Annotated in this window: 8 protein-coding genes; 6 read left to right on the top strand and 2 right to left on the bottom strand. The window is 69.5% G+C overall.

Going from position 1 to position 14,866, the window contains the following annotated elements; genetic code table 11:
- Positions 1 to 1,665 precede the first annotated feature (1,665 nt).
- Positions 1,666 to 1,995 (top strand): trypco2 family protein, encoded by a 330-nt coding sequence (locus ACZ7G1_RS34750; protein WP_470874943.1) that lies wholly within the window; start codon positions 1,666 to 1,668, stop codon positions 1,993 to 1,995.
- Positions 1,996 to 2,000: 5 nt separating this feature from the next.
- Positions 2,001 to 4,670 carry a hypothetical protein gene (locus ACZ7G1_RS34745; RefSeq protein WP_470874944.1) on the top strand — a complete coding sequence of 890 codons (2,670 nt, stop codon included), beginning with the start codon at positions 2,001 to 2,003 and terminating at the stop codon, positions 4,668 to 4,670.
- Between the two features lie 847 nt (positions 4,671 to 5,517).
- Here ACZ7G1_RS34745 and ACZ7G1_RS34740 read toward each other — a convergent pair.
- Positions 5,518 to 6,102: an IS1096 element passenger TnpR family protein gene (locus ACZ7G1_RS34740; RefSeq protein ID WP_470874945.1), complete on the bottom strand. Its 585-nt coding sequence runs from the start codon at positions 6,100 to 6,102 to the stop codon at positions 5,518 to 5,520.
- 329 nt (positions 6,103 to 6,431) lie between these two features.
- Positions 6,432 to 8,813, bottom strand: a complete 2,382-nt coding sequence (locus ACZ7G1_RS34735) for a helicase associated domain-containing protein (RefSeq protein WP_470874946.1) — start codon at positions 8,811 to 8,813, stop codon at positions 6,432 to 6,434.
- A 285-nt stretch (positions 8,814 to 9,098) separates the two neighbouring features.
- Here ACZ7G1_RS34735 and ACZ7G1_RS34730 point away from each other — a divergent pair, with 285 nt between their 5' ends.
- The 4 genes from ACZ7G1_RS34730 to ACZ7G1_RS34715 all read left to right on the top strand — a co-directional run bounded on the left by ACZ7G1_RS34730 (position 9,099) and on the right by ACZ7G1_RS34715 (position 14,679).
- Complete coding sequence (locus tag ACZ7G1_RS34730) at positions 9,099 to 10,130, top strand: hypothetical protein (protein WP_470874949.1); 1,032 nt, start codon at positions 9,099 to 9,101, stop codon at positions 10,128 to 10,130.
- Positions 10,131 to 10,298: 168 nt separating this feature from the next.
- Positions 10,299 to 11,033, top strand: coding sequence for a TnsA-like heteromeric transposase endonuclease subunit (locus ACZ7G1_RS34725; RefSeq protein ID WP_470874951.1), 735 nt, complete (start codon positions 10,299 to 10,301; stop codon positions 11,031 to 11,033).
- Positions 11,030 to 13,585: a transposase family protein gene (locus ACZ7G1_RS34720; RefSeq protein ID WP_470874953.1), complete on the top strand. Its 2,556-nt coding sequence runs from the start codon at positions 11,030 to 11,032 to the stop codon at positions 13,583 to 13,585. The genes ACZ7G1_RS34725 and ACZ7G1_RS34720 overlap by 4 nt, the downstream gene beginning before the upstream one ends.
- Positions 13,582 to 14,679 carry a P-loop NTPase family protein gene (locus tag ACZ7G1_RS34715; protein WP_470874955.1) on the top strand — a complete coding sequence of 366 codons (1,098 nt, stop codon included), beginning with the start codon at positions 13,582 to 13,584 and terminating at the stop codon, positions 14,677 to 14,679. The genes ACZ7G1_RS34720 and ACZ7G1_RS34715 overlap by 4 nt, the downstream gene beginning before the upstream one ends.
- The last annotated feature ends 187 nt before the right edge of the window (positions 14,680 to 14,866 follow it).

The raw sequence follows: 14,866 nt of genomic DNA, 5'->3' as shown, positions 1-14,866 counted from the left end.
GCGCGCGGTCTCCTGCGGAGACACGACGCAGAGTGACTGCGTCACTCCCAATGGCGCTGCGCCGCTGCGCGGCGCTGGGCTGGTTGGCTGAGGGACCGTCACCTGCGGTGACTGCGGGGTGGTCGGGTTGGGTTGAGCGGTGCGGGTGTGGGGTGGGGGGGTTGTTTGTCGTCGGGCGTCCGCCTGCGGCGGGCTGTGGTGCTGCCAAGTGGGCTGTTCCGCTTGGTGGTTGGTGAGGTTTTGGTGGGTGCGGGTGTAGTTGGTGGGTTGGCCCCTGCGGGGCCGGCGGAAGCGTAGCGGCATCCTGTAGGGGCTTGTAGAGCGGTCACGATGCGCACGGGTGAGGGTGGTGTTCCAGGGTCCGCGAGGACGCGGAAGAGCATCACTCTACGTGATATGTGGAGTCTTTCCTCGAAGGATGATTGTCTAGACCTCATCAAGATCATTTAGGCGCCCTCCCCTACCCTTGCGGGAGCGACTGCAGTGCCCAACGAGACATGCGAAAAACGCAAACCCCAACATACGCCACCAACTACCAGAGATCTGACTGGATATGACAAAACCGCAAACCGCTGACAGGGAACCCCTCCTGGCACCACACCAACACCCCATACAAAAAACGCATAAGACGAACCATCACCCCCCACACCCACCCAGCCGCCCGAGGAAAGCCCCAGAACCCATCCACACCACCAGGCCCAGCACGGAATCACGGCCACCACAGACACCACGGAGCCGCCCACACTCCCCAAGAGCAGGGCGCAGCAACGGGGACCGTGCTGGCCGGGATCCGCATGTCGCGCAAGCCGCTGCCGGACAAGGGTGGTCTGCCCATCGACATCACGGCCGGGCCCCTGTACGAGAGCCATGGTGAGTCCGCCGCTCCACAGCTCCCAGACCACCCACCCACCTGGGAAAACAGCCTCAAAGCCTCACAGGCCTCTACTCACCGCACCTCAGGTGTACCGGCAAGGACGGTTTCCTCTGACACCGCGCCTGCCCAGCGCAGGTCAAGGACATCAGACGTCCGGGGCAGGGCGCGGCAAGGAGGAGGACGCCACCGCAGCCGCCGATAAGACAACAACCAGCCGCGCAGGCCACAGACCAGGCCGCCTTGGGTGGGAAGGCCCACGACGGATCAGGAGAACCGGAGCCTGCGGCTCTCCCGCTCACCCCAACGCAACCGGGTACTCACACCCACCCCGGCCCGGAACCCGAACCCCCACATACAGAAAACGCATACCGCATCCACATGCCCCCCGGGACGCCCTGCATGCAGAAACCGCATCACCAAACCAAGCCCGCACCCGGGTTCGGGGAGCAGTCGACGCCGGCGTACCCGGGACGACCAGACGCAGCCCCCACACAGACAACAAGCCGAACGTCCACACTGGCGCCGGCCATGCCATCCCCGCGCGTACGAGGAGCAGGTCATCACCATGGCGCGGCGGACGGCGTCGGCTCTATGGCTGGGTGAGCTGCTCGGGGGCGGTGTCGGTGGGATCCAGTGGTGGACTCGCACTGAACGAAAGGCACTTCCCCGGGCTGGCACCTGGGGTACCGGTATCACAGCGTCTTCGTGGACGATTCGGCTGATAGGGCCCTTCCGCCCCGCCGTCGACGCGGGCACACTGGCGCGGCGCATCAACGATCAATGGGGGATGTATGGAGTTGGAGCCAACCGAGCTGTCTGACGCGATCAAGGCGGTGCGCGACGGGTTGGCCGCCGCGCAGCGTGGTGGGGCGGGTTCGCCGATCCGGTTCACAGTCAAGGACGTCGTCCTCGACCTGGGCATCGAGCTGCGGCACACCGCGTCGGCGGGCGGGGGCGTGAAGGCGTTCGTCGTCTCTGCGGATGGGAGAGGGGAACGGTCAAGGACCGCTACTCACCGTATGACGGTCACCCTCAATGTCGCCCCCGACCCGGAGGGAAGGGACCTGGAGATCGGGGATACGACGGGAGGCCGCGGCGGATCCTTGGCCGGATTGGACTAAGAGTCATGCCGATGATCGGGGGGTCGGAACGGCGTACCGTCGAAGTACTGAGCACCGGCAGCGGCGAGGAGTCCTACGGCACCGGCTATCTCATCGCCCCTGGCCTGGTCCTGACCGCTCTGCACGTCGCCCAGCCCACGCCACGCGACGTGCAGGTCCGGGACGTGGCGAGCACTGAGTTCACCCCGGCCCGTGTGGTGTGGTGTGATGCCCGCCTTGATGCGGCGCTGCTGGCGGCAGACGGCGACCTCGTTGGTGCGGCGATGGTTACCGCACGCTTCGGGGAACTGGTGTGCAGCGATCCGGCTTACCGGCCGCAGTGCACCATGTCGGGCTTTCCCAAGGCCATGCGCCGCAAGGCCGGGTGGGATCCGCAGCGTTTCATCGACGACCTGAGAACAGTGGACGGAACGATCGCGCCCCACACAGGTTCGCGTTCGAAGCTGTACGGGTTCGAGGTGTCCGGCGCGCTGCCCCGGTTCTATGAGAACTGGAAGGGGCTGTCCGGGGCCGGGGTCACCTGCCATGGGCTGCTGGTCGGCCTGGTTCGCACGGTCGACAAGCAGTGGGATCGCAGCCTGATGGCCTTGCCGGTCTCCCAGCTGCTGGGGGCGGACGGCTTTTGCCGGACCGTGGCCGAGTACACCGGCATGCTCCCTACGCTTCAGGCGGCCGATCTGCGAGGACTCCTGCATGGCGCGCCTGAACCGGTCCTGTCCTCCTCCTACTTGCTCGACCCGCATGCGCGCACCGTCACCCTCACTGGCATGTCCGGTCTCATAGAGGAGATCGTTGGGTGGTGCCGGGCCCCGCACCGCTTGGATGTCGCTGCGCTGACCGGACTGGGCGGTACTGGCAAGACGCGACTGCTCGCCGAGGTGTTACAGCGGCTGGCCGCTCCGCGGGCCGAGGACGCGGACCGTCGTCCCTGGAGCGGTGGTTTCCTCTCCGAGTGCCCGCCGCGCACCGGCTACGGCGTCCTCGCTTCCTCTCGTTATCCGCTCCTGGTGATCGTGGACCTGGCCGAGACCCGGGATCGTCAGCTTGCTGACCTGACCGCGGCTTTGACCCAGCAACGCGATGGACACACCGTGCGCGTCCTGCTCCTGGCCCGGCGCCGCGACGGCTGGTGGCAGGCCAAACGACGCGAACTGCGTGCGCTTCATGCCGGCCCGATCGCCCACACCTTCGCCGTCACCCCCGAAGACGCCTACGCTGGCCAGCCGAGCGCGGACATCTACCAGAGCGCCAAGACGGACTTTGCGCACCGGATCGAACAGCTCCGCCTCGCCGGGCATGCGGACGAGGCCTGGCGCGAGGGCGCGCTCGCGGACGCGCCCAACGAGTATGGCGCCCGCCTCGAGGACACCGGGCCTCATCCGGTCATCTACCACCACATCGCGGCCCTCGCCGACGTCCTGGTCCACTCCAACCCGGACTTCGCTGACCGTGACCACCCGATGGAGGTGGTGCTGGCCCATGAGGAGAACTACGTCCGCAAGATTGCCGAAGCCCGCCTTCCGCACGGCGCCGTGGACACCAAGCTGATCCGCAGCCTGATCACGGCCCAGTTCCTCGCCGGGGCGGCCACCGCCCGTGACGGGCAGGCCGTCATCCGCGCCGGGTACGACGCCCATCACAGTGGCTACGGCCCCGCGGCTCCCCCCGATCAACGGGTGCTCGCCGCTCTCGATGACATCCTCACCGCCGCCTACCCCAGCACCGACGGCGCCCACTGGGGTGCGGTCGGTGAGCCGCTGACCGCAGCTCTGCTCGCGGAAGTCGAGACCGACAGCGGGCACGAGTTCCTGGAGCACTTCCTGCGGCACGAAGGCCTCAGGGCCGCCCAGCGCCGACAGACCCTGGAAGCCGTCGCCCGTGTCAGTACGGACGATCCTGTGCTCGCCGAGGGCGCCCACCGTGCCGTGGCCGCCGCTCCTCAGGACCTGCTGCCCCTGGCCATCCAGGTCGCCGCCGAGCTGGACACCGATGATGCCGCCCACTGGCTGAGCGCAGCCCGGCACGCGGTCGGTATCCGCGCGGGCCAGCCCAGCGCGGACCCCGTCCTGTATCAGCGTGCTGCCGCCCTGGTGGACCAGGCCCAGGCCTGCCTGGCCGCCGGGATCAGCCCCACCACATTGATCGACGACACCGGGACCGAGCCCGACACCAGCATGGTTGCCGGGAACGCAGGGCCGCCGGGTGGTGGCGGGTCACCGGCCGGCTCCGCACCGACGGGGAGCCGCGACTACGTGCTGGTCAAGCCGACGGTGAAGTGGCACGTTCGGCTGCTGCTCACCGCCGTCAGCGTGGCCTACCTGGTGGCCATCACCGCCTCCACGGTCGGCGTGGCCTACTCGAACGGGCTGGGGGACAGATGGCTCGGCTGGTTATACGTCCCGGCGCACGTCGGCTTCAGCATGCTCGTTGCCTCGTACTGGGGTGGCGGCCGACTGGACTGGACGGCCGGAGTGACCTGGATCGGTCCCCCGCTCGTCGTGGTCATGGACGTGTGCATGGGCGCGCTGTTCCATGACGCCTGGCCACTGCCGAGTTACTTCCCTCCTGCGTGGCTGGTGTGGCTCATGCTCTGTGTACCTGGTCTGGTGTGTCTCCCGTTCACCTACCGCATCTGGTTCGGCCGGCTTCAAGAGCGGGTCGGAAGTGGGTGTTGACGGCCGGCGTGGCCGCGTGGCGCGTCACGTTCAGGTTGTGGGGTCCACGTCGGCTTGGCCCGGGTGTCGCTCTGGGCAGGCAAGCCGTGTTCAGGGGTGGGGTCGGTTGGTCGCAGCGCGGAGGTCTGGGCGCTGGGGGTGGTGCGGGGCTGCTGGGGCAGGCGGGCCCCGGGCTGGCGGTGGAGGGACAACGGCCGGCCAATGGGTGACCCAGCGCGCTGCTGAGGGTCATGCGGTCACACTCCGGCCCTGCGCAACCGAACCCATCCCGTATACGGAAAACGCATACCGCATACGCCAACCGCCCCTTATACAGAAACCGCATCACCCATTCAGGTCTGCGCAGGCAGAACCGAAACGGCCAACCCCACGCGTACGGGGAGCAGCCCGTGCCAGCCGTACTGAAGACGGCCGGGTGGGCTCCCCGCGCAAAAGGAGAAGTGATCGGGCCAGGGCTGGGCCCGCGTCCTGCGTCCGGCGGGGTCACCCCCACAGAAACTGAGAGCAACCGATAGGGCAGGCCCTGAGCACAGCGAAGCAGGGGCCTTCCCCGCAGCGCAGATCAGGCACATGCCCATGTGCAGCACCGGCGTGGAACCCTCCCTGCGGATGTGGGAAGCACCTGCGGTAGGCCCGGTGGTAAGCACACCGCAGGCACGGTCAGCACACCAGTCGATACTCACCACATCCCTCGGGCAACTAGCGGACAATCAGCGACTGAAGCGACCGAGATCTGAGCACTCCACAGGGGCGGGGAGCAGTTCGAGTGGGGACGTCGGCGGTCGTCAGCTCCCGACCATGCTGCGTCGATTCCCCGCTCGTGGCCATCGCAGGAACGCGGCGTGGCCTATGCGCGTGCTCGGTCACCCCACCACGGCAGGATCGGAGGGAGATCTGAGAGACCGCCGTGGGGAGGGCGCTTCGGCATGCGGGAGTCGCCGTCGTCCCCGTCCCAGCGGCGGGCGTATTGATCTGGCAGGCTTCCCCAGCCCCAGTACGGAGCCGGCCGGCCCGGGTCCGTGCCCAGCTCCACCAGGGGATCGATCCGCTCATCCGCCACCGTGCACAGGTGGGTCCAGTTGTCGCCCAGGTCGAAGACGTAGGCGAACTGCTCGCCGGCTTCCAGTCTGCCCAACGTGGTCGACCGGCCGTCGACCGTGCCATCGGGCGCTTCCCCGTCCCACCAGTCCAGCGGGCTCACGCCCCTTCCGCCGGCCAGCGTGAACATGTGCAGGTGCGCCATGTCCCAGCGGCCGAACGCCACATCGATGGAGGTGGCGAGCTGAGCGAAGGAATGCGAACGCGCCGCAGCAAACACACGCCCAGGCCTCGGCCAAAAATCCGCACCCAGGCCGGAGACCAGCTCCACACGAATCGACAACCACGAACGCGCCACGCCCACGTCCCCCATCCCCCGCTCCAGTGTCACCACTGCAGCTCCACGACGGAAAGTTACCGCCCAAACCGGGAAACAAACCGACCGCCCATACGGAACTCCAGACGACCGCCGACAACAAAGCGACCGAGACCAGGACCAGCCCCGCAGACGCAAGGAGTACAGCGCGGCCGCCGCAGTAAGGCCCTTCTCTGCTCGGTGCCACACCCTCGCAAGCCCATCACCGCACAGGCGGACAGCAGGCTGTCCAGTCCGGCCCCTCAACGCACGCGGCGGGCCATCCCCGCGGGTGTGGGTAAGCAGTGCGGGCGCGGCACGTGGTCGATGGGCGGAGCGGGACTGTCCCTGTGGAGGCTGGGCTGTGTTCACTTGCGGGAGGCCTGGTGTGCTTCGAAGGTGTGCGTGGTCGTCGCGAGGAGCACGGCTGGGGTGTCTTCGCATCGGAGTCCGGGGAGCCATTCCATGGCGAGGGCTTCGACGGAGTCGATCTCTTCTCGGGTGAGGCGGCCGGCAGCGGCGAGCGTGCGCAGGTCGGAGATCCAGTAGCCCAGTGGGGTGTGGTGGCCGTTGTGTTCTTCGGTGTAGTTGGCGGGGACTCGCAGGTGCTGGTGTGCGCGGTAGAAGCGCCGGGCGGCCCTAAGTCCGTGTGCGTGGGTGGTGCTCCGGCTGTCGGAGGGGCGGCGCAGTGCGAGTGCCAGGGGGTCGTGTGTGAGGGGCAGTGCGGCCAGCTGTGCCTGCTGTCCCTTGGTGAGGGTGGGGAAGAGGTCGAACTGTTCGTCCAGCCATCGTGTGAGGTCGTCCGCGTGGGGCGGCAAGGGGCCGGGTGAGATGGCCAGGGGTGTGCTGGTGGTGCGGGCCTGGGCGCACATGCGCTGCCATGCCTGGGGCCAGGCCGGGTTCCACCAGGGGTCGATGGTTTTCAGGGCGCGCTGGTAGGGGGCGGGCAGAGTGCCCTCGTCGGCCAGGTGGCGTTGTTCGGTGAGCCAGCGGCCCAGGGGTTTGCCCTGGTAGGCCTGTGTGGGTGCGGGGAGCAGGTGTCCGTGTTCGTGGGCGTATGCCTGGGCGGTGTGCAGGAAGGTCTCTGTGCTGTTGGGGGTGTGTGTCCAGCGCATGTTGAAGGTGGTGAGGGCGACGGCGCGGGCTGGGGGGAGGTTGCCGGCGGCTTTGAGGGTGCGCTGGTGGCCGAGCCAGCAGCCGAGGTGGAAGCCGTCGGGGGTGATGTGGTTGCTGGGGACGTCGAGGTGACCGTGGGTGTCGAAGAACTGCTGTGCGTGGGCCATGCCGGTTTCCCAAACGTCGGGTTCGGGTTCCATGATCCGCAGCATGAGGTGCGGGGCGATCTCGGGGGCGCGCGCGGGGCGGATGGCGCACGGAGGGGTGGGCAGCAGCGGTGTGGTGCCGTTGGCCGCAAGGCGGTGGAAGTAGTGCTCGTCGTAGGCCTTGAGAGCGATCATGATCTGGTGCAGCAGGTGGTACGGGGTACCGAATGTCGCGTCCTCGGGGCGTTGTCCGGGGCGGAAGAAGACCGGGATGACCAGGGTGGAGGTCTTGGTCGTCTGCGGGCCGATGCGCAGAGCGCGGCCGATCGCCTGGACGATGTCGATGGTGCTGTGTTTGGGGTCGGCGAAGAGCACGGAGTCGGCTTGGGGGAAGTCGACGCCTTCGACGCACAGGCGGACGTTGCACAGCACGCTCAGGTCGGCTGGTGCCCTGCCGTTCGGGTGGCGCGGGGGCTGGGCAAAACGGGCCAGGCGCGCTCGTCTCTCACGGCGGCTGTGGCGGGAGTGGACGCTTGATGCCCACAAGCCGGCGGCATGGTCGCCGGGGACGGCGGCGGCGGTTTCGGGCAGGGTTTCGGCGAAGGCCTCGCTCTGGGCGATGCTGCGGCTGAAGACGACGGTGCGGCGGATCTGGTGTTCTTCGCGTGCTTTGAACAGGGCCAGTTGTGCTGCTGCAACGCGCATGGCGTCGGCCTGGGGGGTGCGTCGGGCGGTGTCGCGTTCGGTGAGGTAGGCGTGCAGGTGCGGGTGGTGGATCTCGGGGGCGGCGATGCGGTAGTCGGCGAGTCGTCCCTCGTGGATGGCTTCGGCCAGTGAGTAGCGGTAGGCGACGTCGCCGTACAGCGAGGTGTCGTCCATGGAGGCGATCGGTTCGATGGTGGTGGGACGGTTGGTGTCCCAGATCTTGGGTGTTGCGGTGAGGTAGAGGCGGTGGCGGGCGGGGATGGCTTCGTTGTCGTGGATGACGGCCCAGGGTTTGCGGCGCCGGCCGGCCGTGCGGTGGGCTTCGTCGACGATCGCGATGTCCCAGCGGGGTAGCAGGTGGTTGTGGTGGGCCTCGACGAGCTTGGGCAGTGAGGCGTAGGTGGCGAAGACGCTGATGGGGCCTTCGGCGGTGCGCAGGGCGGCGGTCAGGTGGGCCGGATCGCGGGTCATGGTGAGCACGTTGTCGAGGACGGGTTCGCTGGTCTGTGTGTCGGAGCACAGGGCGAGGTAGTGCCCGGGCCGGTTGGCGGTGTGCCAGACGCGGGCGGTCTGGTTGAGCAGCTCCAGGGTCGGCAGCACGGTCAGGCTGCGGCTGTTGGGGGTGAGTTCGTGGGCGATGTGAACGGCGAGGTGGGTCTTGCCGGTACCGCAGGGCATGATGACCTGCTGGCGTGCGTGGCCCATGGCGAAGGCGTTGAGGACGCAGTCCGCGGCGGCGCGCTGGCGTGTCCACAGTTGGCTGGTCAGGCGTTCGGCAGGCATGTCGTGCAGCACAGGGGTGGCTCCTGCGGCCAGGGGTGACGGGCTGTGAGGCCAGGATGGGGAGCGGCCCTGTGGTGTGTGGTGCTCGTCTCGGGATCGCTCACTCGTGTGGATGAACCCTCCGGTCATAGGCGTCTCGCCGTGGTAGAGAGCCGGGTAGGACGGGTCAGGGTGCTGGAGTCTCGTCGACCGGATGACTGGTGCCGTGTGGGGATGAGCGGTGCGGGCGGCGGCTGCTGGGGCAGTGATCGGCAGGCCTTCGGGGCATGGCGTGGGGGTGCTGGGTTGGTGGTGTGGACGGGGAGCTTGCCGCGGCGGCCGGTTCGTTTCGTCGCTGACGAGTCGAACTGCTCGTTTCTGTGGCGGGTGGCCGGGGCGCAGGGCGTGGGGGTCGATTTCCTGCTGGCCGAGCTTGGTGACGGGCCGCCCGGGCAGCAGGTTCTGCGGCCGCATGTTGCCGAGGTGTTCCTGAGCGGCGCAGCCGTGGGCCGGCTCGCGCGGATGCTTGGCGTACCGTCCGCGCGGCTGCGGTGGGCCCTGCCGCATCTGCGTGCATCACATCTTCTGCCTGGTGAGCAGGCGCGGTGGGAGTGGCCGTGGCGGCCGCCGGTGCACTATCTGGTTCCGGGCTGCGGGTTGTGTGCGGCGTCACGGGGCGGGGGCTGGGGTGAGGTGTGGCTGGTGGGTGCGGAGAGGTGGAGGATCTGCGAGCGGCACGGCCGGTTCACCCATGTGCGCCAGGACGGGCCGGGAGGGGTGGATCTGGCCCGGCTGCCGGAATCGGTGCGCGCGCATCGCGGGCGGCGCAGGATCGAGCGGCGGTTCGGGCCGGTGGGGGCGGCTTTGGCCGCGGACGCTTTCGCCGTTGCCGGATGGTGGTGGCGCCGTACCCCGATGGGCGGGCCGTGGGCCCATCGGGCAGGCCTGGCCGGGGTGCGGGCGGGGGATGTCGAGACGGCGTGGCTGCTGGTGTATCCGGAGGCGCTGCGGGTGGCCAGGGCTCTGCTGCGTTACGAGCAGCGGCGGGCTGACCGGCCCGGCGGGCCCTGGGCGGAGGCCGAGGCCGAACTGGTGGGCGGACTGTCGCGGCTCGCGGGCGAGCTCGGGCTTGCGTCGGGCAGCTGGCGGGTTCCGGTGGCGGAGTGGCTCGCCCGGCACCAGTGGTGCGCACCACCCGCAGGGGGCCAGGAAGGCGGCGGGCGGCATCGAGTCCGGCTGCCGGTGACGGCACTGGTCCACCGGGGCGATGAGAGTTCGGCGTCGCTTGAGCGCTGCTGTCTGCCCTGGGACTGGAGCGATCCGTCCGCCGCCGTGTGAAGTCCCTCTGGGGGATGCTGCCGGCGTCATTCGTACGCGCGTGTGGACGTCTCCCCTGTTCGGTGAGTGAAGCCGCGAGTGGCTGCGCACCGTTGGTTGGGGCGGGAATGCTGGGGCGGGGGCCCGCGTGGCTGCGGCCCTGGCCACCGGTGGAGGAAGGGGGCGGCCATGCCGGGAACCCTGGTCAGCGCGGGTGACATCGCCGTCTGTTATCTCGACCGGTTCGGGCGTCAGCGGAAGGTTGCGGTGGCCGAGGCCGCCGAGGTGCCGTTCGAGGAACTGGCCCCGCTGGACCGGCCGGTCCCCTACCTGGGACGGAAATCGTTCGTCACCCAGGTATGGGCATCGGACACCGGCCAAGGGCTGGCGTGCGGCTCGCTGCGTCAGCAGCACTGCGCCATGCTCCTGGACCGCGACCCGACGGTGGGGCTGCGCAGCGCGGGGCCGATGGAGCTGCGCTGGAGTCTTCAGGGGCGCCGTCACCGTCTGCGGCCGGCGTTCGTCGTCTCCCGGAACGGACGGCGCGAGGTGATCTGCGTGCGGCCGGAGAACCTCACCGACCGGTGGGACAGCGATCAAGGGGTACTGGACGTGGCGGCAGCAGCTGCCGGCTGGCAGACCCGCGTGCTGGTGCCGCCCGGCGGAGTGGAACTGGACAACCTCGCACTGCTGTATGCCGCCCGCAGCCCGCGGTGGCTCACCCCGGGGCAGGACCAGGCGCTGGCCGAGCAGTTCACCTCGCCGCGCACCATCCGCTCCGGGGTACGTGCCGCCGGTCTGCCGGTACTGGCGGGGCTGGACCTCGGCTATCACCTGATCTGGGTACGGCGCCTGCACACGGACATGACCGTGCCGCTCACACCGTCGTCGACGGCATGGGCCTGCGCCAGGGGGGTTGAGTGACCACAGGGAACCGGCAGCGCACCGCAGGGGCAGCGCTGGCTGCTTCTGCTGCTGACACGTTGGCTCTGGGGGACACCGTCCGCTTCCGTGGCGCCGCCTGGGTGGTCACCGCCTTCCACGGGCCTCGTCTCTTCCTCAACGCCACAGAGCTGGCGACGGGAAGCGGGAAGCAGGCAGAACCTGCGGACATAGCGGAAGGCGGGAAGCCGCTGGAGCCGGTGGAGCCGCTGGTCATCCTGCAGACGGCTGTGACCTCGGCCCCCGACTTCGCCGTACTGGACCGGGCGGTGACGCGCAGTACGCTGCCCGGTCGCACCGGCGAGTTCCATGCCCTGCCGCGCGATGTCCGCACGGCTGCTGAGAGGTGGGAGCGGCACGTCAAGGAGGTTCTGCACCAGCAGGCCCCGAACGTTGCTGCCACCACCGTGCCCGAGGCGGCCTTCGACCCCGAACGGCGTACCCTGCGCGAGCGGTACCGGGCCAAGGCCGAGCAGCTCTCCCTCGCCGGAGTGCCGGTGTCCGCGGCCACGGTGGAGCGCAAGTGCGCGGCCTGGCGCAGGGAAGGCCTGATGGGCCTGGTCGACAAGCGGCACCTGCGGAGCGCGGCACCGCATGGACGGGTGGATGCGCGGGTGGTCGACATCGTGTGGGAGATCCTGGACGACGAGCGGGCCAGGGGCCTGTCGCCGGGGACGCTGTCGCGGCTGATCGGCCGGGTGGAGCAGACGGTCCGGGCCCGCTACGCGGATCTGCTGGCCGATCCGGATACCGCCCGGGGGCTGGTGATCAGTCCGGCGACGTTCTACCGGCTGCTGGAACGGCTGGGGATCACTGCCAAGAGCGCGCATGAGGCCGCGGCCCGGCATGCGGCCGGTCCCGCCATCAGCGGCGCGGCGCGGGGCGGGGCCCGGCGGGCGACCTGGGCCCGCTGGCCCGGGGAACTGGTGCAGATCGACACCACCGGGCTGGACGTCCTGGTGTTGGGGGACGACGGGCGGGTCATCTCCGTGGAGCTCACGATCGCGGTCGATGTGGCCACCCGCAGCATCACCGGCTCCATGATCGTGCCCAAACGGACCGGCCGCACCAGTGGGAAGGGGCGGTGGCAGGCTGGGCGGGCGACCCGCTCCTTCGACACCATGCGGGTCCTCGCCCAGACCATGGCCCCGCTTCCAGCCCGGCCGGGCTGGGCACCGGAAACGTTCATGGAAGGATCCGGCCTTCCCTTCGAAGACCTCCTGGCCGCCGACCCCCGCTTCGCCCACGCCGCCGCCCGGCCCGTCATCAAACCGGAAACACTCGTCATCGACCACGGCTCGCCCTTCATCTCCGCGGACTTCACCCGCGCCTGCCACAGCCTGGGCATCGAGGTGCGTGAGGCGAGGCTGCGCACCGCCGTCGACAAGGCGATCGTGGAGCGCGCGATGCGGGCGGTGAAGACCGGCTTCAGCCAGTACCTGGCCACCTACACCCACCACCGCCTGGACCTGCGCGGCAAGCGCATCCGCAAACAGCCGCTGTGGACGATCCCCCAGCTCCAGGACCTGTTCGAGCAGTGGGTGGTCCTGCACTGGCAGCAGACCCCGCATGGGGCGCTGCGCTCCCCCTTCACCCCCGGGCTGCGGCTCACTCCCAACCAGATGTACGCCGCTATGGTCTCGCTGCGCGGCTACCGGTCCACCGCCCTGAGTGCGCAGGAGACCCGCAAACTCCTGCCGGCGGTGTGGGTGCGGGTCAGCCGCAAGGGCTTCCAGATCAACAACCGCACCTACAACCTCGGCGGCGGGAGGCTCGACCCCTTCCGCAGGCCGTCCGGGATCACCGCGCGACAGGGGCGGTGGGAGGTCCACTACTCCCCCGACCACCCGGGCGTGGCCTGGCTGTTCGACCACCGGACCGCAGCGGGCACCGACCCGTGGACCGAGGTCCCCTTCATCCACCGCCGGCTCCTGGACGACCGGTGGACCGAGGAGACCTGGGCGCAGGCCCTCCACCTCCACCTCGCCGCCGGCGGCAGGCGCCATGACGAGGCCGCCATCACCCGCGCCACCGCGCAGCTGCTGCGCACCGCCCACGCTGGCCCCGCACCCACCGGCACCGGCACCGGCACCGGCAGGGCCGCTCCCCACACAACCGCGCCGCCGCGTCCCACACCGCCAGCCCATCCCGCTCTGCCAGCCCCGGCCGACCCCACGGACGACATGCCGCCCCTGGACCCGGACACCGTCCGGCCCTTCCGCTCCCTCGACCGCCCGGCCAGTGACCTTTTCGACGACAGACCCGAACCCGCCCGCGGCCCGGGCCAGAGCCTCGAGGAATTCCTGGCATCCCTGCCCGGCCTGAACCCACCCCGCGCTCCTCGTCCCGGTGATCCTGGTCCCGGCGCCCCGCGTGACGACGCCCCGGGTGATGCCACCAACAGCGACGGCGACAGCGACAGCACACCCCGTATGCGGGACACCTCCCAGACCGGCAGCAGCCCTGGCCTTCCCCCACCCCACCGGCCGCCCGGCGACGAGGCGGACCCCTCACCGCAAGGAGACGACCGGTGAGAACCCCCGCCCGCGACACCCCGAGTGCCCCTCCTCCCGCACCGCCACCACTGCCGGATCCCGGATCACCCACCACGCTCGACGGCTGGCGCGCCCGCGTACGCCACCAGCCCCCTTCTCCCCCGATCCCCCCGGCCGGCGACACCGGTCCCGTCGACGAGGACGACCCACGGGTCCGCTACCACGCCCAGCTCGGCCTCGTCGAAACCACCGACATCACCACCGGCCTCAACACCGCACGCCGCCTGCTGCGCCTCAACGGCCAACGCCGCCACCCCTGCCCGCACATCGCCATCGACAGCGACTGCCGCGGCACCGGCAAACGCACCCTGCTCCACCACATCGGACTGGCCCACCAAGGACGCCGCGAAAAACTCCACGGCATCGACGACAGCCGCATCCCCGTCGTCTGCATCAACGCCCCTTGGGAACAGGGCTCGCCCGCCGACTGGTCCGCGGCCCTCGCGGTGTTCATCGGCTGGGACCTCTACCGCAGTGACACCGAACAACGGCCCGTCCAGCGGATGAAAGACTTCACCGGCCCCGCCGTCCACGTCATGCGCCACGCCCACACCGAGGTCTGCCTCATCGACGGCATCGACCGGCTGCGGCCCGAAGACCTCCAGCCGACATTCGACTACTTCGACTACCTCGCCGACGAACTCGCACTCACCGTCTTCTGGAGCGGCATCGGCTCCAGCGACATCCTCCGCGAAGCCCGCACCAACCGCTTCCCCGCACTACGCCGGCCCACCGAAACCACCACGCCGATCCGGGCGCGCTCGGTCCCCACACTCTGGGTCAACCGGCTCCCACCCCGCAGCAAACAACACCCCGACGAATGGGTCGCCACCCTCGCGACGCTGGACGGCAGACTCCGGCTACGCCACCACACACCCGGCAGCCTCCTCAACCACCAGAAAGAGCTCTACCGGATCACCCACGGACTCATGGAACACCTCACACCACTCATCGCCATGGCCGCCCAACTCGCCATCCTCGACCACACAGAAACCATCACCGAAGACATCGTTGCCGACGCCGCCCACTACCTCGACCTCCCAAACAGAGCCGACACCGAGCAGCAGTGGTGACAGGCCTCGCGCGCTGGGTGCAGCCACGCTCACCGTTCAAGGCGGCGCGCAACCGCCCTGCTCCGGCCCCTCAATGAAAGTGGCCGCAACATCCTCAAGTGATGGCGGGTGGGCGGCACGCGCCCAGCTCGTGGGCGCCGTCAGGAACGATCAACTCGTCCCATGGGAGTGACGCGCTCTGCCATGA

Source organism: Streptomyces sp. NPDC037273 (genome assembly GCF_055603625.1).
Note: the sequence above shows the minus strand (reverse complement) of the source record. Positions and strands in the feature narration are given on the sequence as shown.

What these genes read in the sequence shown, in the direction of transcription:
- ACZ7G1_RS34735 (WP_470874946.1), bottom strand. Translation starts at nt 8,813, where the DNA reads ATGCCTGCCGAACGCCTGACCAGCCAACTGTGGACACGCCAGCGCGCC.
- ACZ7G1_RS34750 (WP_470874943.1), top strand. Translation starts at nt 1,666, where the DNA reads ATGGAGTTGGAGCCAACCGAGCTGTCTGACGCGATCAAGGCGGTGCGC.
- ACZ7G1_RS34725 (WP_470874951.1), top strand. Translation starts at nt 10,299, where the DNA reads ATGCCGGGAACCCTGGTCAGCGCGGGTGACATCGCCGTCTGTTATCTC.
- ACZ7G1_RS34745 (WP_470874944.1), top strand. Translation starts at nt 2,001, where the DNA reads ATGCCGATGATCGGGGGGTCGGAACGGCGTACCGTCGAAGTACTGAGC.